This is a genomic window from Salinibacterium sp. CAN_S4, assembly GCF_015752305.1.
GTDB lineage: Bacteria > Actinomycetota > Actinomycetes > Actinomycetales > Microbacteriaceae > Rhodoglobus.
Map to the genome: position 1 here is coordinate 29203 of NZ_JADOVB010000007.1, position 23692 is coordinate 52894.

Sequence of the window (23692 nt, forward strand, 5' to 3'; positions counted from 1 at the left end):
ACTCAGTTCATCGACAGTGATCGATATCCGAAGGACACCATGACACTCATCGACCTGACCGCGCCCATCATCCGCGACTCACGCCTAGACGGCCTGCCGGTCGCGATCATCGGCGCGGGCCCCATCGGGCTGGCCGCCGCCGCGAACCTCGTCGAACGTGGCGTCGACTTCGTCATTTACGAGACCGGCGACTCCATCGCCAGCAGTGTGCTTTCCTGGGGGCACATCAGACTCTTCTCCCCCTGGAAGCACCTCATCGACCCGGCCGCCCGGCGCCTGCTGGAGGCCAGCGGATGGACAGCGCCCCGCTATCAGGACAAGGCCCCCAACGGCAGGGAACTGGTCGAGCAGTACCTCGCTCCGCTGGCGTCACTCGATTCGATCAGCTCGCGCATCCACACGGGCGTCACCGTGGCCTCGGTCACCCGGCTAGGCATGGACCGCACCCGCACCACCGGCCGCGCCGCCACCCCCTTCGCCCTGCGCATCACCGGGACCGAAGGCTCGGTGACAGAGGTCACTGCCCGCGCCGTGATCGACGCCTCCGGTACCTACCGCACCACCAACAGCCTCGGCTCCAATGGACTGGACCCGCTCGGCATCCATTCGGTGGCGGATCGCGTCACCCACGCACTGCCCGATATCCTCGGGGTCGATCGCTCGCGGTTCGCGGGCAAGCACATCACCGTCGTCGGCGCCGGGCACTCCGCCGCCAACACGCTGATCAACCTGTCGACGCTCATCCAGACCTCCCCCGACACCACGGTCTCGTGGGTGATCCGCAACAGGTCGGCGGTTCGGGTGTTCACTGCGGAGGACGACGAGTTGCCCGGTCGCGCTGCGCTGGGCTCCAAGGTGAAGAGGCTGATCGACTTCGGCGTCATCACGGTGCTCGACGGGTTCGAGATCCTCGAGCTGGCACCGTCTGGCGACCAGGTCGACATCGCCGGACTGCGCAACGGCAGCATCGAGCACTTCTCCACCGACCTCATCGTGAACTCCACCGGGTTCCGACCCGACCTCGGGATCCTTCGCGAGATCCGACTGTCGCTCGACTCCATCGTCGAAGCACCGGCCATGCTGGCTCCGCTCATCGACCCGAACCTGCACAGCTGCGGCACCGTCGAACCCCACGGGTTCGTCGAACTCGAGCAGCCAGAACCGAACTTCTTCATCGCCGGCATGAAGAGCTACGGACGCGCCCCCACTTTTTTGCTCGCCACCGGGTACGAGCAGGTCCGGTCCATCACTGCCTACCTTGCCGGAGACCTCGACTCGGCTACGAACGTCGAGCTGGTGCTGCCGTACACCGGCGTGTGCTCGACTGATGCTTCCGCATCATCCTGCTGCTCCTGACGAGAGCATTCTTGGTCGCCTCCGCGCCACGAGCGCGCGGCTAGGCTGACCCGTGGAGGCAGTCATGGTTGACACACTCAGGGTCGCAGTCGTCGGAACCGGCGGCTGGGCCGAGCAGCACACGCGCATCTTCTCGCGCCGCGCGGATACCGAGCTCGTCGGCGTGCTGGGGCGAGACCAGGGCCGAACGAGCGCCCGCGCCGAACGCTACGGCTCCCGAGGATTCACCGACCTCGATGCGCTGCTCGCCACCGATCCCGACCTCATCACGGTGTGCCTGCCCAACGAGCAACACTTCGAGCCCACCCTCGCGTTGCTGCAGACGGGCATCCCGTTGCTCGTGGAGAAGCCACTCGTGTTCGATCTCGCCGAGGCCGACCGCTTGCTCGCCGAGGCCAAGAAGCACGACACCTTCTTCGCGATCAACTTCAACCACCGCTACGCCGAACCCGTCGTGCGCGCGAAAGCAGCGCTCGATGCGGGTGAGCTCGGGGCACCGGTGTTCGCGACCTGGAGGTTCGGCGGCGAGGCCAACCTCGGGGAGTCCCCGCACGCCAACCTCATCGAGACCCAGTGCCACGGGTTCGATCTGCTGGAGCACCTGTTCGGGCCGATCACGTCGGTTGCGGCATCCATGACCAACAAGACGTATGGAGCGTGGTCGACCATGGCGATCGCCCTCGAGTTCGCCAACGACGCGGTCGGCACCATGCTCGGCAGCTACGACTCGAGTTACACCTATGAGGACAGCCAACGCGTCGAGCTCAACGGCACCCTCGGGCGCGCGGTCATCCACGACACCGTGCGCTCGCTCACCCTCGAGACGGCCGGCGACGAGGTCGCTCGGGTGTGGCGCGCGGGCTACTTCAACGATGAGGCGCGCACGTTCGAGTACACCTTCGACCGTCATGTGGATGCCGTGCTCACCGCCCTACGCGCCGGCGACCCGCCGCCCGTGCCGGCCCGTGCCGGGCGCAGGGCCCTCGAGCTCGCGATGGCGGTCATCGAGTCGCACGAGACCGGACGCCGCGTCGGAACCGCGTGAACTGTCGCTATCCCTCACACGCTGAGGTCAGCCCGCCGCGTCGTCCCCGAACTCGCGCAACTCCTGCGCGCACCGGCAGGCGACGGCGATCTTGCTCGCCCACTCGACTGCAGCCTCTCGAGTCGGCAACTCCAGCACTGTGAATCCGCCGCGGATGTCGGTGCCCGGATAGGTCTCGGCACTCACCGACCCATCGGCTAAGACCAGAGCCGGAGCAACCTGCTCCTCGATCCGTCCCGCGAAGACAAGCACCCCCGCAGCTTTCGCCTCCTCGATGACAGCGCTGGCTGCGGCGCCGACGATCGGCAACTCCTCGGCCGTGAGCACCATGGCTTCGCTGGGAAAAGAGATGAGGTATTTCGTCATCCCCTCATGGTGGCCCGAAGGCCCGGCAGTAGGCAAGGATGCCGCGGCAACTAGCCCCGCGGACTCAACACGACGACCGGGGTCTCCGTCGAGCGCAGCGTGGCGTAGCCGTCCACGTCATCCCCCATTTCCTTCCACCGCGCCCACAGCCGAGCACGTTCCGCGCCCTCAGCCGCCGATGCGATCACAGCGCGGTGACCGTTGGCCAGCTCGACTGTCGCATCCGGATCTGCCAGCAGGTTGAGCCACCAGGCCGGGTGGCCCTCACCCCACCCGTTCATGGCCATGGTGACAAGGTTCGCCCCGTCGTCGTAGTAACCCAGGATGACGCTGCGCTTCTCTCCCGTGCGGCGTCCGGTAGTGGTCAGCCGCAGTGCACCCCACTTATTCGGCTTCGGCAGCCACAACCCGCGACGGCCACGGGTCACCCGGAAGATTCCACGATGCACGGCCCAGGCGATACGCACGAACCAGCGCGGAGGCACAAAAGGCGGCTTCTTCTCGTTCATCGTTCCCTCCGGCGGGCGAGAGCCCAGATTGCGATCTCGACACGGTTGCGCACCCCGAGTTTGGTCATCAGGCTCGCGAGGTGCGTCTTGACCGTACTGAGCGTGATGTGCAGTTCGCCGGCGATCTCGCTGTTGCTGAGGCCGCGCGCCACGGTGGCCAGCACGTCCTCTTCGCGCGCGGTCAGCGGCTCGGTCGGTGCTGCCGGTACGGCGTCTGACTCTGAGTGCGCCGCGAACGACTCCAGCAGTCGCACGGTCACGTTCGGGGCGATGAGCGCGTCTCCTGCGGCGGCGGCACGGATCGCCTGACCGAGGAGGGCTGCGCCTGCATCCTTCAGCAGGAATCCCCGCGCGCCAGCCCGCAGCGCGCCGTAGACGTATTCGTCCAGGTCGAACGTCGTGATCACGACCACGGCGAGCGGCTTCGCGACGCCGGCTCCGGCGAGGATCCGGGTCGCCTCGATGCCGTCGAGCCGAGGCATCCGGATGTCGAAGAGACACACGTCTGGCCGAAGCGACTGCGCGAGATCCACGGCCTCCTGCCCGTCGGCCGCCTCGCCGATCACCTCGATGTCGTCCTGTGCGTTGAGGATCATGCGCAGCCCCGCGCGCACGAGCTCCTGGTCGTCGGCGATGAGAACCCGAATCGTCATTCCGAGGCTCCTCTCCACGGAAGTTCGGCGGTGACGTTCCACCCTCCGGCTGGCGATCGCCCCGCAGTGCACACGCCGCCGAGAAGTGACGCCCTCTCCACCATGCCCGCGATGCCATAGCCCGGGGCCCCGACCGGACCCGGCGTTCCGTCATCACGCACGGCCACATGCACCGTGGTGGGGCCGACCTCGACACGCACGTCGATGCGGCTCACGTCGCGGGCATGGCGCCGGGCGTTGGTGACAGATTCCTGCACGATGCGGAAAATAGTGGATGCCACGGGCGCGGGCAGCTCGTCGAACGCTCCGGTGAGCTGCACGTCGATCACCGGCACGCCGCTATCGTCGCCCGCCAGCTCCTGCAGGTCGACCACGGACGGCGCTGGAGCGAGTTCAGCGGCCCCATCGCGACGCAGCACGCGCACCATCGAACGCATCTCGGTGAGCGCGCGGGAGGCCTCGGCCTCGATGACACGCAGGGCTGCGGTGGCCGCATCCGGATTCGTCCCCACGGTCGCCAGCCCTGCCTGCGCCTGGATCGCGATCGCCGACACATGGTGCGCGACAGTGTCGTGCAGGTCACGCGCCAGCTCCTCGCGTTCGCGCGATTTGGCGCGATCGATCTCGCGCGCCCGCGAACCGGCACCAAAGCGCAGCAGCAACCCCAGCGTCGCCGTGACGAGCAGGAAGAGCAGTCCGCCGACCAGATTGGCCGGGTCGAACGGCTCGCGAAAAGTGGCGGTCAGAGTTGCCGCCACCATCACGACCCCACCGATGAGCAGGGCGCGGCCTGAACCCCAGCGGAACACCGCGTAGACGAGCAACAGCAGGTACGCACTGGAGTAGAGCTGCACGCCCGTGCCGGTCACGATGGCGAACCCCTCGCTGGCACCGAATCCGATCGCGAACATCGACAGCGGGTGGGTGCGTCTCCACAACAGGGTCACGACGACGGCAACGGTAACCACCACGGCCGAACCTCGATACGGAATATCCGCCCTCAGCAGGCCTTCGATGATGATGAGCGCCGGCAGCACCGCGACGAGGGCCCAGTCACGCCACACTCTCCTGGGCGGGGCCGGAGTTGCCGGTGGCATATTCCACACCGAACGCAGCGGCCCGATCATGCTGCTCATGATAGTGATCGTCGTCGGATCACGAACTCGGCGACGGCGAGGTTGATGATCCATCCGGCGGTGAGCAGCGCGACCGCCGTCGTGGGGTCTGGCAGGACTCCACCGTTGGCCAGCGACCAGGGAATCGTCGTGAACACCTGGGTGCCTGCCGCGATGCCCACCGCATACCCGCGGATCATCCACGCTCGGTGGGTAGCGATGTCGCGCCGCACGATCGCGCGGAGCGCGAGGAGGAGGCTCGCGACCATGAGAGATCCGAAGAACAGGCGCACGAACATGTCCAGCTCGGGTCGGGTGTAGAAGACGGCCATCCATATTCCCGAGAGACCCGCGGTCACCCCGGCGGGCAGCACGATGCGGCCCGCCACCTGGTGCCAACGCGGCCGACCACGGCGAAGCCTCGGCACGAACTGGAAGGCGCCGAGCAGGCAAAACACCGTCGCGCTGACGATGTGGGCGACCACCGGAACCGGCGATGCGAAGAACCGCGCGTTGCTTTCCGTGATCTCGGTGCCGGCCGTCAGCTCGGTCAGGCGCATCGCTCCAGCGACGACCGGCACGATGCTGAGCAGAACAAGACCGGCGGGGACGAGCCAGTCACGCCGCCGCGTGCGGAGGTGTTGCCCGATGGTCGAGGTTGCGGTGCGCTGTGTCGTCACGCATTCAGACTCGCGGTTGCGCTCCTCGTCCACCATCGGGCAAAAGTACGGACTTCGCGCGGCCGAAGGGAGGGGATTCGCAGCCGCACTCTACCCAACTGCGGTCTGGATCGATAGCATGCTGTTCTGAAATCCCTACTGAGAAGAGGGCACAGTGAGTGGGACGATCTTCGGCTCGAGGGCACCTACCAGCGTCGTGGTCATCTCGCTGTTTGTGTGGATCACCGGCGTAATGGGCATGATCCGGATAGGCCAGGCGCTGCTGAGCCTCGCCGGCAATCCCGAGGCCATCACGACTCCCGGCGGTCCCTCCGTCTTCTTCCTTTCGCTGTCGATTGCCTTCGTCGTCAACCTGATCATCATTTCGCTGTCGTCAGCCCTGACCCGAGGCAGCAACGGGGCGCGCATCCTCATCAGCATCTCCCTCGCCATCCACCTGATCCTGTCGATCCTGACCATCCTCTCGGCCAACGGCGATGGCATCACCCTGGCAGCGGGCTGGATCGCGGTGTTCCTCAACGTGGCCGGGCTCGGCGCGCTGCTCGTCACCAACCGAGACTTCTTCCGGAAGTAGCGAGCGGTGAGTCGAAACTGTTGCCGGGACTGACCCGTGAAGACTCCTGACGTTCGTCGCTGGGCGGGGGTGTCTGCGTTCGCTGTCGCCGGATGCCTCGTGGTCGAGGCCCTCACCAAGCTGTCCACGGGAACCCGTCCAGAGCTGGATGCGGGCCTCGCTCTGGTACAACACACGAAAGACACCGCCGTCCAGGACATCTTCGTGATCTTCATCGACACGTTCCTCATGGCCTTCCTCATCGTGTTCCTGTCGTGCTTCCGGCAACTGGTGAGAAACGCGAGACCCGACCTGCAGTGGATCGCCGACATCACGTTCGGGGCGGGCATCGTGTTCGTTGCGGTCACCCTCGTCGGTGACTCGATGGAGGGCGGAGCCGCTCTCGACGCGCTCGGGCTCGAGCCCGACCCCTCGGTAACCCGCGCCCTCATTGTGGGACACGCCATCATGTTCGGCTCCACCGGTGCGGTGCTGCTTGCCCTGGTGTCCGCAACAGCGGCGTTCCTGACCTTCACCACAGGTGTCTTTCCCCGGTGGACCGGGGTGCTCGCCGCGGCCACCGCGGCGTCGAACCTCGTCTGGGCGGTCGTCGGCTTCAACGGAACCTCGCCGAACGCATTTTTCGCCGTGGGCGGCGTCGGCAACGCCCTGCTGGCGATCTTCCCGTGGCTGGTGTGGGTGTTCTGCATCGGCCTCACGGCGTCCCGCGGAGCTCGCCCCGGTACGACGCGATCCGGGGCGATGCTCACGCCGGACCGGGAAACGACTCCCTAGCGTGACGACATTCGAGGGTCACGCCGGCGAGAAGGGCCTCCGACTATGATCAGCGCATCGACGGGGTTGCCGTGACAAGGCCCCCACTGGAGGAGGCTTCGTGACCGACGGGACCATCGAATACCGCGGCGTCGTCGAATCCCGCCTCGGCCTGTTGTTTGTGCCGTTCAACCTGCTCTACGGCACGGGTGGCGTCATCATCTCCCTCGTGCTCATACCGGTGTTCGACAACCCCTTCGCCGTGTTCGCACTGGGAATGGTCGTGGGAACTGCACTCGAGTACGTAACCAGACTTGTCATGGAAAAGGCATTCCACGCCGTGTACTGGGACTACAGCAAGGAGTTCCTCAACGTCCAGGGCCGGATCTGCCTGAAGTACGCGCTCATGTGGGGCGTACTGTCCTTGGTGCTGCTGTACGTGCTCGACACGGTGAACGTCCGCGTTCTCGCCCAGATACCGGTCGCCATCGGCATCCCCGTGCTGGGCATCCTTCTCCTCGCGACCATCGGCTCGATCATCCTGACCCTCCTGACCTACCGACGCGTCGCCGAACGCAATACCTACCTGCGGGCGAAGCGGGACGGAGAGATTGCGGTGCTGCCCCAGTCGTGGTCGGGCCGCCTGGTCGACACGCTGGTTCCTGACGCGATCCTGGGGAATACATTCCCGAGGATGAGCCTCATCGCTGAGTATCAGGAGCTCAGCGGTCACCACCGCAAGCTCATCGTCTGGCTGCCCAGGCTGGGCCGGCCATCTGCCCTCCGGGTCGCCGCGGGCGACCGCTCCGACCGACAAACGGCGGATGCCCACGCCACATCCGCCGCTCACGGACCCCGATGATGCCGACCGGACTGACGTCGGCCGAGGTCGAGGAGCGCGTTACCGCCGGGCTCACCAATGCTTTCGTTCAGGGCACCAGTCGCAGCGTCTGGAGCATCGTGCGAGCGAACGTGCTCACGCTGTTCAACGGGATCATTCTGGTCTGCTTTATCGTGCTCTTCGCCATCGGGCGGTGGCAGGATGCCTTGTTCGGATTCAGCGCCATCGCCAATGCCGTCATCGGCAGCGTGCAGGAGTTCCGCGCGAAACGCGCGCTGGACAGGCTGGCCCTGTTGAACGCACCGCACGCCACGGTCGTTCGGGATGGTACGGAATCGGCCATCGATGTGGGAACCGTCGTCATGGATGACCTCCTCCGACTGCGCGCCGGGGACCAGGTTGCGGCCGATGCGATAGTCGCGACCTCTCGCGGTCTGCAGCTCGACGAGTCGATGCTTACCGGGGAATCCGATCCCGTAGAAAAATCCCCCGGCGATCGCGTGCTCTCGGGATCCGTCGTCGTCGGCGGGGAGGGCGATGCCACAGTGGATCGCGTCGGAGCCGACTCCTTCGCTAACTCGCTGGCCGCTGAAGCGAAACGCTTCTCACTCGTCGCATCAGAGCTGCGGACCTCGATCAACCGGGTACTGACATTCGTCGCATGGATCATCGGCCCTGTCGCGCTGCTCGTGCTGAACGCGCAGATGATCGCCAACGGCGGGTGGACGGAGGCATCGGCCGACGGTGCGTGGCGGGATGCCGTGACAGCAACCATCGCCGCGATCGTCGCCATGGTGCCGCTGGGGCTGGTGCTCATGACCAGCATCACCTTCGCGGTGGGTGCCGTGAAACTCGCGAGGCAGCAGGTGCTCGTGCAGGAACTGCCCGCCGTCGAGGGTCTCGCGCGCGTAGACATCATCTGCCTCGACAAGACGGGCACGCTGACCCAGGGCGACATCGTGTTCGACGACGCGTACCCCCTGACGGCACGAGATGGCTGGGAGAGCGTGCTGGCCTGGTACGGCATCCAAACCGATGCGAACGCGACCGCTCGCAGTCTCGCGTCCCGATTCACCGACCCTGTCGCCACTGAGCCCGTATACAGGGTGCCGTTCTCGTCGGCGCGTAAGTGGAGCGCCGTGACGTTCGACGACGGAATGTGGATCCTCGGCGGTCCGGAGATGGTGTTCCCGGACCGGCAGGACGACCCGAGCCATCCCCGGGATCTTGCGGCCCGGGCATCCGAACTCGCCAGTTCCGGCCGGCGCACCCTCGTGCTTGCCTTCGGCACGCCGACCACGGACGAGACAGTACCTGCCGACGCCGTTCCCGTCGCGCTGCTGACCTTCCGCGAGAACATCCGACCGGATGCCGCAGAGACGCTGGGTTATTTTGCCGCGCAGGGCGTTGCCGTGCGCGTCATCTCGGGCGACAACCCCCAGACTGTCGCCGCCATCGCTCGCGACGTCGGGCTCGACGCGCCCCACGGATTCGACGCCCGCAATCTCCCCGAGAGCCAGGACGAACTCTTGAGGGTGCTCGACGAGAACGTGGTGTTCGGCAGGGTGACGCCCGAACAGAAGAAGCGGATCGTGGTCGCGCTGAAAGCGGCCGGCCACACGGTCGCGATGACGGGCGACGGAGTCAACGACGCCCTCGCCATCAAGGAAGCCGACATCGGGATCGCGATGAACTCCGGAGCAGCGGCGACGAAGGCCGTCGCGCGACTCGTGCTTCTCGACGGTCGCTTCTCACATCTGCCAAACGTGGTGGCCGAGGGGCGCCAGGTCATCGCGAACATCGAGCGCGTCTCGATGCTCTTCCTCACGAAGACCGCGTATGCGACCTTCCTCGCGCTCACCTTCGGCATTCTGCTGCTGCCGTTCCCGTTCCTCCCCCGACAGCTCTCGGTCACTGACGGCCTGACCATCGGCATCCCCGCGTTCTTCCTGGCGCTGTTACCGAATGCCCAGCGCTACATCCCCGGCTTCCTCCGCCGCTCCCTCACCTTCGCGGTGCCTGCCGGAGTAGCGGTCACCCTCGGGCTCGCGGCATATGCCCGCCTTGCCGCGAACATGCGCATACCCGAAGCCGAGATCCGCACAGGGTCGACCCTGATCCTGACGATGGTGGGGCTGTGGATCCTCGTGGTGCTCGCGCGACCCGTGACCAGGTTCAAGGGGATCGTCATCGGCGCGATGATGGTCGGGCTGGTGCTCGTCTACACGATCCCGTTCGTGCGGGGTTTCCTGCAGCTCGTCGATCCCACGCTGCCGACGGCGCTGCTCGTCATTGCGACGTCACTCGCGTCGATCGCGCTGATCGAGATCGTCAGGTTCGTGCACCGGAGGGTGACCCGCCTCGACCTGGCGAAAGCTGCTCTCCGCTCCCACGGGAAAACCTCCGACCCGCCCCCGACCACAACGGGATGACCACGGCGGCAGCGCTGACCCCGGTGATGGCGACGCCACTCCAGTCGCCGTCACGCGCCACGAGCAGATCCGCGATGGCCACCCCCAGCACGACGACCATGACGACCGTGGCCACCACGCACGACATGCGACTCCCGCGGGCGACCCCAGACGCAAGTGCGATCACGAACAGCCCGAACAGGATCGCGGCAACGCCGAGAAGTGTGATCGGCAGCTGCAGTCCGTCTGCCGTGGCTTCGGCGCTGTAGCGGAGCAGGATCGACACGATGCCCAGGACGATCTGCACAATGCCCGCGATGTACAGCACAACTACCGCAAACAGCACGGATGTCGGTCGGCGTTCGGACACGTCATCCACCTTCCGATCTGCGGCACGCGGGACGGGATCCACGCTAGCGGCGATGAGTCGGCGCAACAAGATCATCCGGCCGAGAGCGTGCCACATCACGGGACTTTAGGCACTGTAGGTCGCGTCCCCTCTGGCGGACAGTGGGGTCATGACTACCCAACCCGTCGTGATGGTCGCGGTCAGCGGCCCGGCCCACCAGCATCCTGCTATCGACTGGGCGTTGACGTACGCCCCGAGCGTGAACGCGGCTGTGGAGCTGGTGCACGTCGTCGACATGAGCTGGCGTGCCACTCCCGCTTCGTTTGCCGAAGAAGCGTTGCTCGCTGCAGAGCGGGAACTTCGGGCTCTTGCGGCCCACTATTCCACCCTCAGTGGTTCGGAGGTGCGCGCAACAGTGCTGGTCGGGCATCCCACGCGACTGCTCGTCGAGCATGCGGCCGCGGCCGAACTGATCGTGCTCGGCGCTCGTGGCCACAACGGCTACGGAATGCGCCAGCTCAACACCGTCGCGGTGCGGGTGGCAGCCCAGGTGAACGTGTCGACCGTGGTCGTGCCCCATTCGGCACCTACAGGCACCGGGATCGTGGTCGGCGTCGACGGGTCAGAGTTCTCGGTCGCCCCGCTGGCGTTTGCCGCGAGGGAGGCCGATCGAACCGGTGAACCGCTCATCGTGGTGCATTCGTGGCGCGCGCCCCGGCCGTGGTCCGACGACACGGTGCAGGGGTGGCCTGCCGAGCCCGAGGATGAGGAGCGGCGCATCCTCTCCGAAGCCGTTGCCGGGATCGCGCAGTCGTACCCTGACCTGAAGGTGCATTCCGAGGTGGTGTTCGGGCAGGCGACCAGCACCCTGTACGGTGCGTCCGAGTCGGCCAGGATGCTCGTGGTCGGCAGCCACGGACGGCACGGGTTCGCTCGCGCCTGGCTCGGCTCCACCAGCGAAGAGCTGCTGCTGGCGATGCCGACCACGGTGGCGGTCGTCCGTTAGCGGGAGGGCGCGACGAGCTACTCCGCCGGCACCCGGATGGTGAGCGCTCCGGGCTCAACGGTCACGCGGCATCCCGTCATCTCACCGAACGGATCGCCGTCCAGCTGCACTTCCTCCGGTCGGCTCAGCCGCACCGTCAGCACCCGGCACTGCCGCATGTCGACGGAGTCCGTGCTGAGTTCACGCACGCCCTTGCCGATCTTCAGCCGCTTGACGACGCCGTTCTCCCAGAGGATCTTCACCGCCACAGCGATCCAGCCCCTGACCGATTCCGGCTTCACCACAATCACATCGAGCAGGCCGTCGTCGACCGCGGCATCCGGAAGCAGCATGATGTTGGCCGGAAGGGAACCGCAGTTTCCGATGATGATCGCCTGCACTCTTGCAGCACGGTTCCTACCGCTGTCGAGCTTGTACTCGAGGCGCAGCTGGGTCTTGTCGCGCATGACCTTGACCATCGCCTGCGCGTAGGCGAGCCAGCCGACCTTCTTCTTCAGGTCGTCGTCGGTGTTCGACATGATCTTCGCGTCGAGCCCGGTGCCGGCCATCACGAGGAAGGCGTGCTTGTCGACCGAACCATCGGCCCGCCTGATCTCGATCGACGCGGCGTCGATCTTGCGGTCCTCCCCCGCGAACGCGGTCTCGAGCGAGTGGGCTGTGTCGTCCAGCGTCAGCGAGAGATTTCGGGCGAGCAGGTTGCCGGTTCCCGACGGCAGCAAAGCCAGGGTGGCGTCAGAACCGCGCATGACCTCGGCCACCGCGCGCACAGTGCCGTCACCGCCGGCTGCGATGATCATGGATGCCCCAGCCTCGAGGGCCTCGCGCGTCGGGCCCTGCCCGGGGTCGTCGGCCGACGTGGGGAACCACAGGGTCGTCCATTCCGATGCTGAAGCAGTGGCATCCACCGCTGCTGTGAGGGCATCGAGGTCCACCTTGATCGGGTTGTAGACCACCGCCGCGGTCTGGGTGGATTGCAGGTTGCTCATCCGTTCTGCCTTTCGGGATTTCCGGGACGCACTGCCGCGGTCTCCGCCACATCGATCCGCGTCCTGCCGTTGTCGCGGACGTCGGTCGTGATGCGCGGGGCGGCGTCGTCTTCGGTGGATTTGGGTGCGCGGGTCAGCTGGTCGTGCCGCTTCTCATCGTCTGTCATCGGGTCAGTCATCGGGTCGGCCATCTCAACAACATATTGCAGAACGCCAATGTGCCAGTAGGGCTTGCGCTGAGGGCTCGCGGGCTCCTGTTTACGTCATGACACCATCCAGTGTTGACATGACACCACTCTGGTGTCACACTGGTGACATGGAATTGGGAACCTACGTCAACGACCTCCAGAGTCAGCTCGTCGCCGCGGCAGAAAATGGCAACGACGAGGTCACGGCGATCGCGGAACGACTGGCATCAGGGCTGGATGCCACGGCGCGACTCGTGCTGCTCGATGCACTCTCCGCCGCCGCCGGGGAGATCACCCGGGAACTCGCGCCCGGCTCGGTCGACCTGCGCCTGCGGGGCCGGGAGGTGGAGTTCGTCGTCGTGCACGCCACACCGGAGGCCGACGCAGACTCTGCTGCCGAGGCATCCGTCGACCTCGACGAGCCCAGCACCTCACGCACCACCCTTCGACTGCCCGACGCCCTCAAGGCCAGGGTCGACGATGCCGCTGCGGCGGACGGCCTGTCGGTCAACACCTGGCTGGTTCGGGCCATCGCCACCGCGGTGCAACCCAAACAACGACGATCAGCACAACGCACCTCACGCACCGGCGACAGCTTCGCCGGCTGGGCACGCTAGCCCACCACTACACCACGACTATCAGCTTCGCACCCCCTGCGAGGCGCTACAGACACGCCCATTGAAAGGGATATACCGTCATGCCCAGATTCGACACCCCAGCCCCCATCGACCTCTCGATCACCGTGCAGGTCGGCCTGATCGAGGTGATCGCGAGCGATCGCGTCGACACGATCGTGACAGTTTCCCCGACGAATCGGGATCGCGCGGTAGATGTGCGGGCCGCCCACGAGACCGCCGTCACCTTCGACGGCGGTCGGCTCACCGTGACCAGCCCCCGACCACGATTCACATTCATCGGCCCCTCCGAATCCGTCGACGTCACGGTCGAGCTCCCGACCGGCTCGCGACTGACCGCCGAGATCGCGGTCGGTAACCTGCGCTCCAGCGGGCAGCTCGGCGCGACCCGCGTCAAGAGCTCGACCGGCGCCGTCGTACTCGACCGCACCGGTGACCTCTGGGTGCGCGTCTCCCACGGCAGCGCCACGGTGGCCGCAGCGGACGGTTCGGCCGAGATCACCGCTGACCACGGCCAGATCAGGATCGGAGAGATCACCGGGGATTCCACGTTCAAGTCGTCCCACGGAAACGTCACGGTCGGCACCTCCGGTGGCGACCTCGAGGCAAAGCTCTCCTACGGCGACCTGGACGTGGAGAAGGTTCTCGGCTCAGCGGCCTCGAAATCCGCGTATGGCACCATCCGACTCGGAGAGATCTCGAGCGGAGCGGTCGACGTCGAGACCGGGTTCGGCCAGATCGCGATCGGCGTCCGGCCGGGCGTCCCGGCCTGGCTCGACCTCTCGTCGAAGTCCGGGCACGTGCGCAACCAGCTCGACGATGGAGCCGCTCCCGGCGAAACCGAATCGTCAGTCGCCGTGCGCGCCCACACCCAGTTCGGCGACGTCACGATCGAGCGCGCGTCCCAGTCGGCGACGCAGTAGCAGACAGAGCCCGACCGCCAGGGCAGTGACGACAGCGAGTCCCGCGTAGAAGAGCCCGAGGTTCGCCAGGTAGTCGAGGGGCAGGATGCTCGCATTCGCTGTGCCGATCGACTTCTTCACGATGGCCGGCAGCACGATCGCGGTCACGATGGCCGCAACGACCAGAGCGCCCTGCACGACGAGGATGACCGCTAGCGGGATGCGCGGCTGCGCCCGACGCAACAGCACGCTCGCCGCGAACACCGCCACCGCCGCGATGCCGTCGTGGATGACAAGAGCACCGAGCATCCACACCCCGATGCCGAGGTAGTTGTCGGGTGCCACCTCGGTCGACAACAGCACGGCGCTGACGGCGAGCAGCGCTGCGCCGCCCGAAATGAGGCCGACCTGCCAGCGTCTCACCGCCGTCACGAGAGCACCTCGAGCCGGCTGAGCCATTTCGTCTGCAGCACACCCGGCCGCGCGGGCGCGATGATCCGCGCCGGATAGCCGTGGTCGATATCCAGCACCTCACCATTCAGCTCGAGGGCCACGAGCGTGAGGTCGTCTTTCACGAATTCCGGCTGGATGTGGCTGACGCCGTAGCGACTGTTCGTCTGCAGGCTGACGACCCGCACATCCGCATCGACGGGTGCGTCGACGAGCGCCATGAGGTCTTTCAGCCGCGGTCCACGCCAGTTCGCGTACTGGCTCCATCCCTCCACGCAGGCGATGGGCAGCACGGCGTCGAACTGCGGCAGGGCGCGAAGCTGGGCGTAGTCGAGGCTGCGTTCGGTCGAACCGTGGACGATCGTGAGCATCCAGTCGGCGGATGTCGCGGAATCGAGCACATCGGCAGCCCTCGCCGTGCGGTTCACGGGCAGACCCTGCGGCCCGATTCCGTTCTTTCGCGGGCCGAACAGGTTGGTCGCATCGAACAGCCGGAACGACTGGCCCGCGGTGAACACGACGAGTGCGGCCCCGGCCACCCCTACCGCCGCGAGGAACCCACGACGGCTGCTGCGTGCCGCCGCGACGGACGGGGACGACGATGGGTCCCTGTCGATCCACGCGAAGATCCGCCCGGTCACACCGGCTGCCTGGGGCCGGCCCGTGAGCCGCCTCAGCTCGTCCGGAACGTCGAACTCGGCGTCGGGATCATCCCGGTGCTCCACCAGCGTTCCGTCCGGAGCAAAGGCGTCGCGCTTGCGCCAGTACCTCGTGATGGTCGTGAGCTTGACACCGATGTGGATCGCGAGCGAACCGATCACCACGAACGACAACACGTAGTGGGTAGACCGGAACGAGAACGGGAAGAGCGAATAGAACTGGTAGGTATTGAGCAGGCCGATGGTGATCTGCACGAGGGACGACGCGACGAACAGCGCGATGGATGCCCGCTCCAGGAAGTGCGCGAACGAGCGCACCGCAGGTGTCTGGAACAACTCGGGGAACACCGTGTAGAGCTTCGCGAAGATCAGTGGGAAGCAGGCGATTCCTGCGGTGATGTGGATGCCCTGCGAGACCTGGTAGAGCCAGATCGGTCGAACGGGGAACACCATCCACGGCAACGGATCCTGCAGGAAATGGCTGTACAGACCGGTCGCGAAGCACAGCAGGAATGCCGCGCCCAGTAGCCGTCCGATGACGACGGCCATGCGGGGATTGCGCGACGGCGCCGCCAGCGAGTGGCGGAGTTGATGCATCAGCCGCTGCACGCGCCACCGGGCGTGAGACAGCCCGAGGCTCATGCCGCGACCGGTTTGTGCAGCGGCAGGCTGACGTCGAACCGGCAACCGCCGGGAACGTTGCGCACGGTGATTCCGCCGGAGTGCGCCTCGACGATGCCCTGCACGATCGCGAGCCCCAGCCCGGCGCCCGCCGAGTGGCCCCACTGCTGCTCGGGGGTGCGGGACGGCGTAGCGCGCCATCCGGCCTGGAAGATCTTCGACAGGTCAGCCTCGGGGATTCCGCCGCCCGCGTCCTCGACCGTCAGCACCACGTCGCCGTTGTCGGCCCTGCCGGTGCTCACCGAGATCTCGCTGCCCGCGGGCGAATGCTGGATCGCGTTGATGAGCAGGTTCCCGATCACGCGTGCGAGCTCCCGCGGATCACCCACGACGGTGTGGTCGCCGCCACCGCTCTCGGTGAGGGTGATCGACCGGGAACTCGCGAGCGCCCCGAGCTCGGCGACGGAATCGCTGACGAGATCGTAGAGCGAGACAGGCTGCATGCTCAGCGTCAGCGTGCCCGAGTGGATCTTCGACAGCTCGAACAGGTCGTCCACCATCGCCGACAGGTGATCGACCTGGGAACGCATCTGCCGGTGGAATCGTTGCGGATCGTCAGCCAGCTCGTCTTCGAGGGCCTCGGCCATCGCTCGAAGCCCCGCGAGGGGCGTGCGGAGGTCGTGCGAGATCCACGCGACCAGCTCACGGCGCGATGCATCGATGGTCGCGACCTCCTCCCGCGCCTGCGCGAGGCGGCGGCTCGTGAGCGCGAGGTCGGATGCCAGCACGGCCAGTTCCGAGGTGTCCCGGATCGAGGCATCCGGCTCGACATGCTTGCCGTCACCCAGATCCTGGGCGAGCTGGCGCAGACGGTTGCTGTTGCGGGTAAAAGTGCGTCCCAGGATGACGGCGATGCCGAGCGACACGATTGCGGACACCATCGCGACCCACACCGTCACGAGCAGGTCGTGGGTGGAGACGTACATGGCCTGCGCGACGACGACCATGCCGACGGCCACCGAGAGGATCGCCGTGACGACGATGACGCACAACTGCAGCAGGATCGACGACCGTCGGGCCAGGCGCAGCCAGAGCAGGCCCAGGCCGCCGATGACTGCGGCGCAGAGCAGGGAGATGGCGGCGATGATGCCCAGGTCGGAGAGCGGAATCACGAGGCTCCTTCGATGTTCAGTCGATAGCCGACGCCCCACACCGTGGTGAGGATGACCGGGGTCGTCGGGTCGAGCTCGATCTTTTCGCGCACGCGCCGAACCGTCACGGTCACGGTGGACAGGTCGCCGAACTCCCAGCCCCACACCGACCGCAGCAACTGGTCGCGACTGAAGACCTGCCTCGGATGCTTGAGCAGGAAGGAGAACAGATCGAACTCCCGCGCAGACAGGGCGAGCTCGGCACCGTGCTTGGTGACGATGCGCGCGGAAGGATCGAGCGAGAACTCCCCGAGCTCGAACGCGAGCTCCGGTGCGAATTCGTTCATGCTGCGACGCAGAATCGACTGCACCCTCAGCACCAGCTCGCGGGGCGAGAAGGGTTTGGTCAGGTAATCGTCGGCTCCGGCCTCAAGCCCCACGATGCGGTCATCAGGCGACCCGAGCGCGGTGAGCAGGATGATCGGAACCGAGCTCGACGCCCTGATCCTGCGGCACACCTCCGCTCCGTCGATGCCCGGCAGCATCCGGTCGAGCACGATGAGGTCGGGCGACAGTCGAGCGGCCGCATCGATTCCGTCGAAACCGTCTGTCGCGACATCCACGATGAACCCTGCCGACTGGAGGTAGGTCGTGGCGACCTCGAGAACCGTCGGGTCATCTTCGACCACGAGCACGCGTCGATCGGCGAGTTCGCTGTTCTGGCGCGCCAGGGAGGTCGGGGAGATCACGGCCCAACAATATGTCGACGATCACACCGGCGATAGGTCGAACGGCCCGCATACCCCACTCGTCTCCGATTTGTAAGGGATTGCCGGGCCTCGCACATGTGGGATTGCCTAAGGTCGGAGGGGTGACAACTGTGACGACCATCGTGCCTGACAGGGCTTTCGGGGGCGGTGACCGGGAGCCGTACGACCGTGCTCTCGTCGACCCCGACAGGGCCCTGTACCTCGTCGACTCCGACGGCTCACGCGACGCCATCGACGTGGCCAAGTTCCTGGCGACGGCCGACGCGCACGACGCGCAGGCGCTGTCGCGAGCGCGCGGGCCGGTCATCGACCTCGGCTGCGGCCCCGGCCGCCTCGTGCGTGCCGCGATTCTCAGCGGACATGTCGCGCTGGGAATCGATGCCTCTGTGGTGGCCGTGCGCATCGCCCAGGAGCAGGGGTTGCCCGTGCTGCGTCGCTCGATCTTCCAGGGCCTGCCGGGCGAGGGAACCTGGGGCACTGCCATGCTCATCGACGGCAACATCGGCATCGGTGGCGATCCTGTCGAACTCCTCAAGCGCTGCGCCGAACTCGTGCTCGGCGACGGCCACGGTCGCGTACTGGTCGAGACGCACCCTGACTCCTTCCGCAATCGCGTGTTCGAGGCGACAGTCATCGACGACCTCGGTCGCTCGAGCCTCCCCTTCCCCTGGGCCGAGGTCGGGATCCAGGCCCTCCACGAGCACGCCGCGGACGCCGGCCTCGAGTTCATCCAGACCTGGACGCACGGCGACCGCACCTTCGTCGAATACGCGAGCGCGTCGTGAAATCCCGCGTCTCCATCGCCCCCTGGATCGGCGTGGGAATCGCCGTCGTCCTCATGGGCCTCGCGATGCTGCTTCCGTGGGCACTCGACCAGAACGTCTACGTCAGGTCGTTCCCCCCACTTCATGCCGAGTGGATGCCACGGGTCGGGCCAGGCACGATCGCCGCCGTGATCCTCGCCATCGTCGCCATCCGCTACGCGACGGATGCCGCGACCAGGCTGCCGTGGCGCTGGCTGCTGCTCGGCAGCTTCGTGCTTGCCGTCGCCTGGATGGTGAGCCTGGCCACGGTGGACGGCCTGGACGGGATCGGCGTGATCCTCGACACCCAGTACGAATACCTGAACACGGCACGCGCTGTGACGGATTTCGGCGCGACGCTGCGCGAATACATCGCGCACATCCCCCTCGACTCCGTCGACAACTGGCCGGTGCACATTGCCGGCCATCCCCCGGGGGCGTTGCTGTTCTTCGTCGTGCTCGTGCAACTCGGTCTCGGCAGCGGTCTGGCGGCCGGCTTTGTCGTGATCGTGGTCGCGGCAACCACTCCGGTCGCGGTGCTGCTCACGCTGCGCCGACTCGGCGCCGAGAAAGGTGCTCGCCTCGCGGCGCCGTTCCTCGTGATGGGCCCGGCAGCGATCTGGATGGCGGTCTCCGGGGACGCGATGTTCGGCGCCTTCGCCGCGTGGGGGCTGTGTGCTCTCGCGTACGCCGCGACCTCTGCCCGAATGCGCGGCGTGGCCGGCTGGGGCACGCTCGCCGGGCTGCTGCTGGGCTATTGCGTCATGCTGTCGTACGGCCTTCCGCTGCTGGGGATCCTCTCGGTGGCGGTGCTCGCCATCGCCCGCAACTGGAGGCCGCTTCCCTGGGCCTTCGTCGCGGCGGTGGCCGTGGTGCTCGCCTTCGTGGCCGGCGGTTTCGTGTGGTGGGATGCCTACCCCGTGCTCGTCGAGCGGTACTGGGACGGCATCGCCACCCGCCGCCCGATCACGTACTGGATCTGGGGCAACCTCGCCGCCCTCGCCTTCAGCGCCGGACCGCTGGTCGGCGCTGCCGTCGCCGTCGCCATCAGGGGCGCGGCCCCGATCCGGAGCGTGCTGTCACGCCCGATCGTGGTCCTGGCGCTGGCGGCAACCCTGACGATCCTGGCCGCCGACCTGTCCGGCATGAGCAAAGCAGAGGTGGAGAGGATCTGGCTCCCGTTCGTTCCGTGGCTGCTCGTCGGAACGGCACTGCTTCCCGAGCGCTGGCGGCGACCGGGGTTTGCCGCGCAGGTCGTCTTCGCCCTCATCGTGCAGCACCTGCTGTTCACCGGGTGGTAGCGGTGGGGCTGTCAGCCTCAGAAAGCCCACCGATCTCGATCGACAGTGGCGCTGTGCGCCAACTCGTGCTCTAGAGTCGAAATTCACGCGCGGCGCGTATTCTTCAGCCGTACAACGCGAGGAGTGCACGTGCCTACGGAGCGGACCGGGCCGAGACATCCGCTCAGGGAACTCGCCCGCACGTCCCCCGCCCGCGCCTCCGCGCTCGTTTTCGTCATTGCCGCCGCTTTGTTCAGCGGGTTGCTCGCGTTGCCCATCTCGACGGATGACCCCAGGGGCACACCGCTCATCGATGCGATCTTCACAGGAGTGTCGGCGGTCACCGTCACCGGGCTCACGACGCTCGACACCGCGACCCACTGGTCGCTGTTCGGGCAGATCGTCATTCTCCTGGGGATCCAGGTCGGTGGGCTGGGGATCGTGACCATCGCGTTGCTGCTGGCCCGCGCGGTCACCCGTCATCTCGGCGTGCAGAGCAAGGTGTTCGCCCAGCAGAGCATCGGGACATCGAAGCTGGGTGAGGTCGGAACGCTACTGAGGATCGTGGTGCTCACCACCCTGGCCATAGAAGGCGCACTGTTCGTGCTGCTATTGCCGCCGTTCCTGCTGGTCGAGGACACCTGGTGGGAGGGAGCAGGAAATGCGCTGTTCTACGCGGTCTCCTCCTTCAATAACGCCGGATTCTCGGTGCACACCGGTGGCCTCGAACCTCTTGCCGGAAACCTGTTCATCATTGCGCCGATCGCGCTCGGAGTCTTCGTCGGCAGCTTCGGCTTCCCGGTCTTCCTCACCCTGATCATCCAGCGCTGGCACCGCAGACGCTGGACCCTGCACACCAAACTCACGCTCTCGGTGACGACGACCCTTCTGGTTCTGGGTGCCATCGGATGGGGTGCATCGGAGTGGAACAATCCCGGCACGATCGGTGGGGAAAACCCACTCGACAAGATCATTCACGCCGTCTTCGCGTCCACCATGATGCGCTCGGGTGGATTCGCCCTCACCGATACCTCCGCGTCGAGCTCCGTGACACTGCTGCTGACAGACGCCCTCATGTTCGTGGGCGGCGGTTCGGCATCCACGGCCGGTGGCATCAAGGTCACCACCGTGGCAGTGCTCTTCCTCGCGATCATCGCCGAGGCACGCGGTGACAAGGACGTCAGGGTCGCGGGTCGTTCGATCCCGAGCGAAAGCCTGCGCGTCGCCATCAGTGTGGTGTTCCTCGGAGCCACTCTCGTCCTCGTAGCGACCACCCTCATCCTCGCGTCCAACCCCGCCCTGTCTCTCGAACGGGTGCTGTTCGAAGTCATTTCGGCTTTCGCCACCTGCGGGCTGTCGGTGGGCTTGTCGGCCGAGCTCGATGGATTCGGGAAAATCGTGCTGAGCCTCATCATGCTCGCCGGGCGCATCGGGCCCATCGGTCTCGCGGCGGCCCTTGCCCTCAAGCAGCGCAACCTGTTCTACAACCTTCCGGAAGAACGACCCATCATCGGTTGACCGGGCGATCTCCCCAAGGGAGTTCAGCTAAACTGAAAGTGGTGTGCCGGGAAGTCTGGTCGGCGAAGTGACAGCGGAGTCGCTTCTTTCGACGACCGCTCCTGAAAGGTGCACCCATGTCACACGAACCCGATGACACGTTCCGCCACCAGCAGCCGCACAGCATCTGGCGCGGCATCAACCAGTCGCTCAAACAGGACACCGTCGGCGGCGCCCTGCTGCTCGGCGCCACAGTGCTGGCGCTCATCCTCGCCAACTCCCCCTTTGCCGCGTTCTACGAATCGGTTCGCGACGTCACCTTCGGGCCCGAAGCGCTGCACCTGAACCTGTCGGTGGGCTCGTGGGCGGCCGACGGGCTGCTCGCGATTTTCTTCTTCGTGGTCGGGCTCGAGCTGAAGGAAGAGTTCGTCGCCGGCAAACTGCGCAGCCCCCGAACCGCGATCCTGCCGATTGCGGCAGCGATCGGTGGAGTCGCGGTTCCGGCGCTGATCTACGTCGCTGTGGTGTCGAGTGTCGGCGGAGAAGCGCTCAGCGGTTGGGCCATTCCCGCGGCAACCGACATCGCCTTCGCGGTCGCCGTCATCGCGGTCGTCGGTCGCAACCTGCCCCCTGCCCTGCGCACGTTCCTGCTGACTCTCGCCGTCGTCGATGACCTGCTCGCAATCTCGATCATCGCGATCTTCTACACCGACGACCTGCAGCCGTTCATCCTGCTGTTGGCGATCGTGCCTCTCGCGCTCTTCGCCCTGGCTGTGCAGCGCGGTGTTCGCAGCATCTGGATCCTGCTGCCTCTCGGCCTCGTCACCTGGGGGCTCGTGCACGCCTCAGGCATCCACGCGACGGTCGCCGGGGTGCTGCTCGGATTCGTCGTGCCCGTGATCGCCACCCGCCGGGCACGCGTCGAGGTCGGCAAGGATGCGGCGGGCGAACCGGTCTACGAGGGGCTCGCCGCCCACTTCGCCGATAAGTGGAGCTCCGTGTCGTCGGCCATCGCCGTACCGATCTTCGCCTTCTTCGCCGCCGGCGTCGCCGTCGGCGGACTCACGGGACTCGGTGAGGCGCTCGGCGACCCGATCGCCATCGGAATCATCGCCGGCCTCGTGCTGGGCAAAGCCATCGGCATCACCGGGACGACGTTCCTCGTCACCCGCCTGCCGGGCCTGGCCATAGATTCGACCCTGAAATGGATCGACATCATCGGCATGGCCTTCGTCGCCGGAATCGGCTTCACCGTGTCATTGCTGGTCGGTGAGCTATCGTTCGGCGCTGGTAGCGAATCCGACGACCACGTCAAGGTGGGAGTGCTCGCCGGATCCCTCATCGCCGCGGTGATCGGTGGTGTCATCCTGAACATCAGGAACAAGCACTACACCCGCATGCTGCCGCAAAAGGTGCTGCAGGAGAAGTAGAGACGGGTCGCCCCAGAGCGACCCGCTCCCGCTGTGTTACTCCTCGCGGTGGGGCAGTTTCCAGCCCGGCCGGATCGAGTGGCACGTGTAGCCGTTCGGTCGCTTCTCGAGGTAGTCCTGGTGGTCTTCCTCTGCCAGCCAGAACTCGCCGACGGGCTCGACCTCGGTGACGACCCTGCCCGGCCACAGCCCTGAGGCATCGACGTCGGCAATCGTGTCGTGAGCGACCTTCTGCTGCTCGTCATTCTCGAAGAAGATCGCGGAACGGTACGCACGACCTACGTCGTTGCCCTGGCGGTCTTTCGTCGAAGGGTCGTGGATCTGGAAGAAGAACTCCAGCACGTCGCGATACGAGATCTGCGACGGGTCGAACACGACCTCCACGGCCTCCGCGTGATCACCATGGTTGCGGTAGGTCGCGTTGGGGGTGTCTCCCCCGGAGTAGCCGACGCGGGTGGAGATGACGCCGGGTCGACGACGCAGCAGCTGCTGCGCCCCCCAAAAACATCCACCGGCAAGAACGGCGCGCTCAGTAGTGGCCATGATCAGGCCTCCTTCGTGTTGAGTGGGTCGCCAACTGCGGCCCTATGGGTGAGAACAGAAGCTGAGCGCAAATAGTTCCCGGTGCAACTGGGAATCGCCCCCGAAGTGCACGCTGTGCA

Annotated in this window: 26 protein-coding genes; 13 read left to right on the top strand and 13 right to left on the bottom strand. The window is 66.4% G+C overall.

Features of this window, described 5'->3' with window-relative positions; translation table 11 throughout:
• The first annotated feature begins 39 nt into the window (after positions 1–39).
• Positions 40–1356, top strand: a complete 1317-nt coding sequence (locus IWX81_RS14470; protein ID WP_199282046.1) for an NAD(P)-binding domain-containing protein — start codon at positions 40–42, stop codon at positions 1354–1356.
• Between the two features lie 64 nt (positions 1357–1420).
• Complete coding sequence (locus IWX81_RS14475) at positions 1421–2401, top strand: Gfo/Idh/MocA family protein (RefSeq protein WP_199282047.1); 981 nt, start codon at positions 1421–1423, stop codon at positions 2399–2401.
• Positions 2402–2428: 27 nt separating this feature from the next.
• On the opposite strand, the gene IWX81_RS14480 is transcribed toward IWX81_RS14475, so the two are convergent.
• From IWX81_RS14480 to IWX81_RS14500, 5 genes are read right to left on the bottom strand one after another with little or no spacing between them, the layout of a single operon-like run.
• The gene (locus tag IWX81_RS14480) at positions 2429–2767 is read right to left on the bottom strand and encodes a YciI family protein (protein WP_199282048.1); all 339 of its coding nucleotides are present in this window, start codon (positions 2765–2767) and stop codon (positions 2429–2431) included.
• 50 nt (positions 2768–2817) lie between these two features.
• The gene (locus IWX81_RS14485; RefSeq protein WP_199282049.1) at positions 2818–3276 is read right to left on the bottom strand and encodes a nitroreductase/quinone reductase family protein; all 459 of its coding nucleotides are present in this window, start codon (positions 3274–3276) and stop codon (positions 2818–2820) included.
• A complete protein-coding gene (locus tag IWX81_RS14490; protein WP_199282050.1) occupies positions 3273–3929 on the bottom strand; it encodes a response regulator in 657 nt (218 codons plus the stop codon). Before IWX81_RS14490 ends, IWX81_RS14485 begins: the two co-directional genes overlap by 4 nt.
• Positions 3926–5065: a sensor histidine kinase gene (locus IWX81_RS14495; RefSeq protein WP_199282051.1), complete on the bottom strand. Its 1140-nt coding sequence runs from the start codon at positions 5063–5065 to the stop codon at positions 3926–3928. The genes IWX81_RS14490 and IWX81_RS14495 overlap by 4 nt, the downstream gene beginning before the upstream one ends.
• On the bottom strand, positions 5062–5724 hold the full coding sequence (locus IWX81_RS14500; protein ID WP_334594378.1) for a DUF2306 domain-containing protein: 663 nt from the start codon (positions 5722–5724) through the stop codon (positions 5062–5064). The genes IWX81_RS14495 and IWX81_RS14500 overlap by 4 nt, the downstream gene beginning before the upstream one ends.
• Positions 5725–5878: 154 nt before the next feature.
• Between IWX81_RS14500 and IWX81_RS14505 the strand changes: the two genes are divergently transcribed.
• The 4 genes from IWX81_RS14505 (at position 5879) to IWX81_RS14520 (ending at position 10324) form a co-directional block, all read left to right on the top strand.
• Positions 5879–6298, top strand: coding sequence for a hypothetical protein (locus tag IWX81_RS14505; protein ID WP_199282053.1), 420 nt, complete (start codon positions 5879–5881; stop codon positions 6296–6298).
• A 36-nt stretch (positions 6299–6334) separates the two neighbouring features.
• Positions 6335–7072: a hypothetical protein gene (locus IWX81_RS14510; RefSeq protein WP_199282054.1), complete on the top strand. Its 738-nt coding sequence runs from the start codon at positions 6335–6337 to the stop codon at positions 7070–7072.
• 100 nt (positions 7073–7172) lie between these two features.
• Positions 7173–7913, top strand: coding sequence for a putative ABC transporter permease (locus IWX81_RS14515; RefSeq protein WP_199282055.1), 741 nt, complete (start codon positions 7173–7175; stop codon positions 7911–7913).
• On the top strand, positions 7910–10324 hold the full coding sequence (locus tag IWX81_RS14520; RefSeq protein ID WP_199282056.1) for an HAD-IC family P-type ATPase: 2415 nt from the start codon (positions 7910–7912) through the stop codon (positions 10322–10324). The genes IWX81_RS14515 and IWX81_RS14520 overlap by 4 nt, the downstream gene beginning before the upstream one ends.
• Here the strand turns inward: IWX81_RS14520 and IWX81_RS14525 are convergent.
• Positions 10224–10748, bottom strand: a complete 525-nt coding sequence (locus IWX81_RS14525) for a hypothetical protein (RefSeq protein ID WP_334594381.1) — start codon at positions 10746–10748, stop codon at positions 10224–10226. The two genes, IWX81_RS14520 and IWX81_RS14525, sit on opposite strands and share 101 nt — an antisense overlap.
• Positions 10749–10821: 73 nt before the next feature.
• Here IWX81_RS14525 and IWX81_RS14530 point away from each other — a divergent pair, with 73 nt between their 5' ends.
• A complete protein-coding gene (locus tag IWX81_RS14530; RefSeq protein ID WP_199282058.1) occupies positions 10822–11658 on the top strand; it encodes a universal stress protein in 837 nt (278 codons plus the stop codon).
• Positions 11659–11675: 17 nt separating this feature from the next.
• On the opposite strand, the gene IWX81_RS14535 is transcribed toward IWX81_RS14530, so the two are convergent.
• Positions 11676–12644: a diacylglycerol/lipid kinase family protein gene (locus tag IWX81_RS14535; protein WP_199282059.1), complete on the bottom strand. Its 969-nt coding sequence runs from the start codon at positions 12642–12644 to the stop codon at positions 11676–11678.
• The gene (locus IWX81_RS14540; protein ID WP_334594382.1) at positions 12641–12811 is read right to left on the bottom strand and encodes a hypothetical protein; all 171 of its coding nucleotides are present in this window, start codon (positions 12809–12811) and stop codon (positions 12641–12643) included. The genes IWX81_RS14535 and IWX81_RS14540 overlap by 4 nt, the downstream gene beginning before the upstream one ends.
• A gap of 149 nt (positions 12812–12960) precedes the next feature.
• On the opposite strand from IWX81_RS14540, the gene IWX81_RS14545 reads away from it, so the two are divergent.
• Together IWX81_RS14545 and IWX81_RS14550 are read left to right on the top strand one after the other, a co-directional pair.
• Positions 12961–13449 (top strand): histidine kinase, encoded by a 489-nt coding sequence (locus IWX81_RS14545; RefSeq protein WP_199282060.1) that lies wholly within the window; start codon positions 12961–12963, stop codon positions 13447–13449.
• An 80-nt stretch (positions 13450–13529) separates the two neighbouring features.
• A complete protein-coding gene (locus IWX81_RS14550) occupies positions 13530–14390 on the top strand; it encodes a DUF4097 family beta strand repeat-containing protein (RefSeq protein WP_199282061.1) in 861 nt (286 codons plus the stop codon).
• Here IWX81_RS14550 and IWX81_RS14555 read toward each other — a convergent pair.
• Genes IWX81_RS14555 through IWX81_RS14570 form a run of 4 tightly spaced genes read right to left on the bottom strand, consistent with a single transcriptional unit; the run spans position 14316 to position 17996 of the window.
• Positions 14316–14801: a hypothetical protein gene (locus IWX81_RS14555; RefSeq protein ID WP_199282062.1), complete on the bottom strand. Its 486-nt coding sequence runs from the start codon at positions 14799–14801 to the stop codon at positions 14316–14318. The genes IWX81_RS14550 and IWX81_RS14555 overlap by 75 nt on opposite strands.
• Positions 14798–16075 carry a molybdopterin-dependent oxidoreductase gene (locus IWX81_RS14560; protein ID WP_334594383.1) on the bottom strand — a complete coding sequence of 426 codons (1278 nt, stop codon included), beginning with the start codon at positions 16073–16075 and terminating at the stop codon, positions 14798–14800. Before IWX81_RS14560 ends, IWX81_RS14555 begins: the two co-directional genes overlap by 4 nt.
• Positions 16076–16116: 41 nt before the next feature.
• Entirely contained in the window at positions 16117–17271 is a 1155-nt protein-coding gene (locus IWX81_RS14565) for a sensor histidine kinase (protein ID WP_199282063.1), read from the bottom strand.
• Positions 17268–17996, bottom strand: coding sequence for a response regulator transcription factor (locus tag IWX81_RS14570; RefSeq protein WP_199282104.1), 729 nt, complete (start codon positions 17994–17996; stop codon positions 17268–17270). Before IWX81_RS14570 ends, IWX81_RS14565 begins: the two co-directional genes overlap by 4 nt.
• Before the next feature lie 125 nt (positions 17997–18121).
• Here IWX81_RS14570 and IWX81_RS14575 point away from each other — a divergent pair, with 125 nt between their 5' ends.
• The 4 genes from IWX81_RS14575 (at position 18122) to nhaA (ending at position 23030) form a co-directional block, all read left to right on the top strand.
• The gene (locus tag IWX81_RS14575; RefSeq protein ID WP_334594384.1) at positions 18122–18805 is read left to right on the top strand and encodes an SAM-dependent methyltransferase; all 684 of its coding nucleotides are present in this window, start codon (positions 18122–18124) and stop codon (positions 18803–18805) included.
• A complete protein-coding gene (locus tag IWX81_RS14580) occupies positions 18802–20124 on the top strand; it encodes a hypothetical protein (RefSeq protein WP_334594385.1) in 1323 nt (440 codons plus the stop codon). The genes IWX81_RS14575 and IWX81_RS14580 overlap by 4 nt, the downstream gene beginning before the upstream one ends.
• A gap of 129 nt (positions 20125–20253) precedes the next feature.
• Positions 20254–21621, top strand: a complete 1368-nt coding sequence (locus IWX81_RS14585) for a TrkH family potassium uptake protein (RefSeq protein WP_334594387.1) — start codon at positions 20254–20256, stop codon at positions 21619–21621.
• 116 nt (positions 21622–21737) lie between these two features.
• Positions 21738–23030 carry a Na+/H+ antiporter NhaA gene (gene nhaA, locus IWX81_RS14590; RefSeq protein WP_199282066.1) on the top strand — a complete coding sequence of 431 codons (1293 nt, stop codon included), beginning with the start codon at positions 21738–21740 and terminating at the stop codon, positions 23028–23030.
• A 36-nt stretch (positions 23031–23066) separates the two neighbouring features.
• Here nhaA and msrA read toward each other — a convergent pair whose 3' ends face one another.
• Positions 23067–23573, bottom strand: coding sequence for a peptide-methionine (S)-S-oxide reductase MsrA (gene msrA, locus IWX81_RS14595; RefSeq protein ID WP_199282067.1), 507 nt, complete (start codon positions 23571–23573; stop codon positions 23067–23069).
• Positions 23574–23692: the final 119 nt, after the last annotated feature.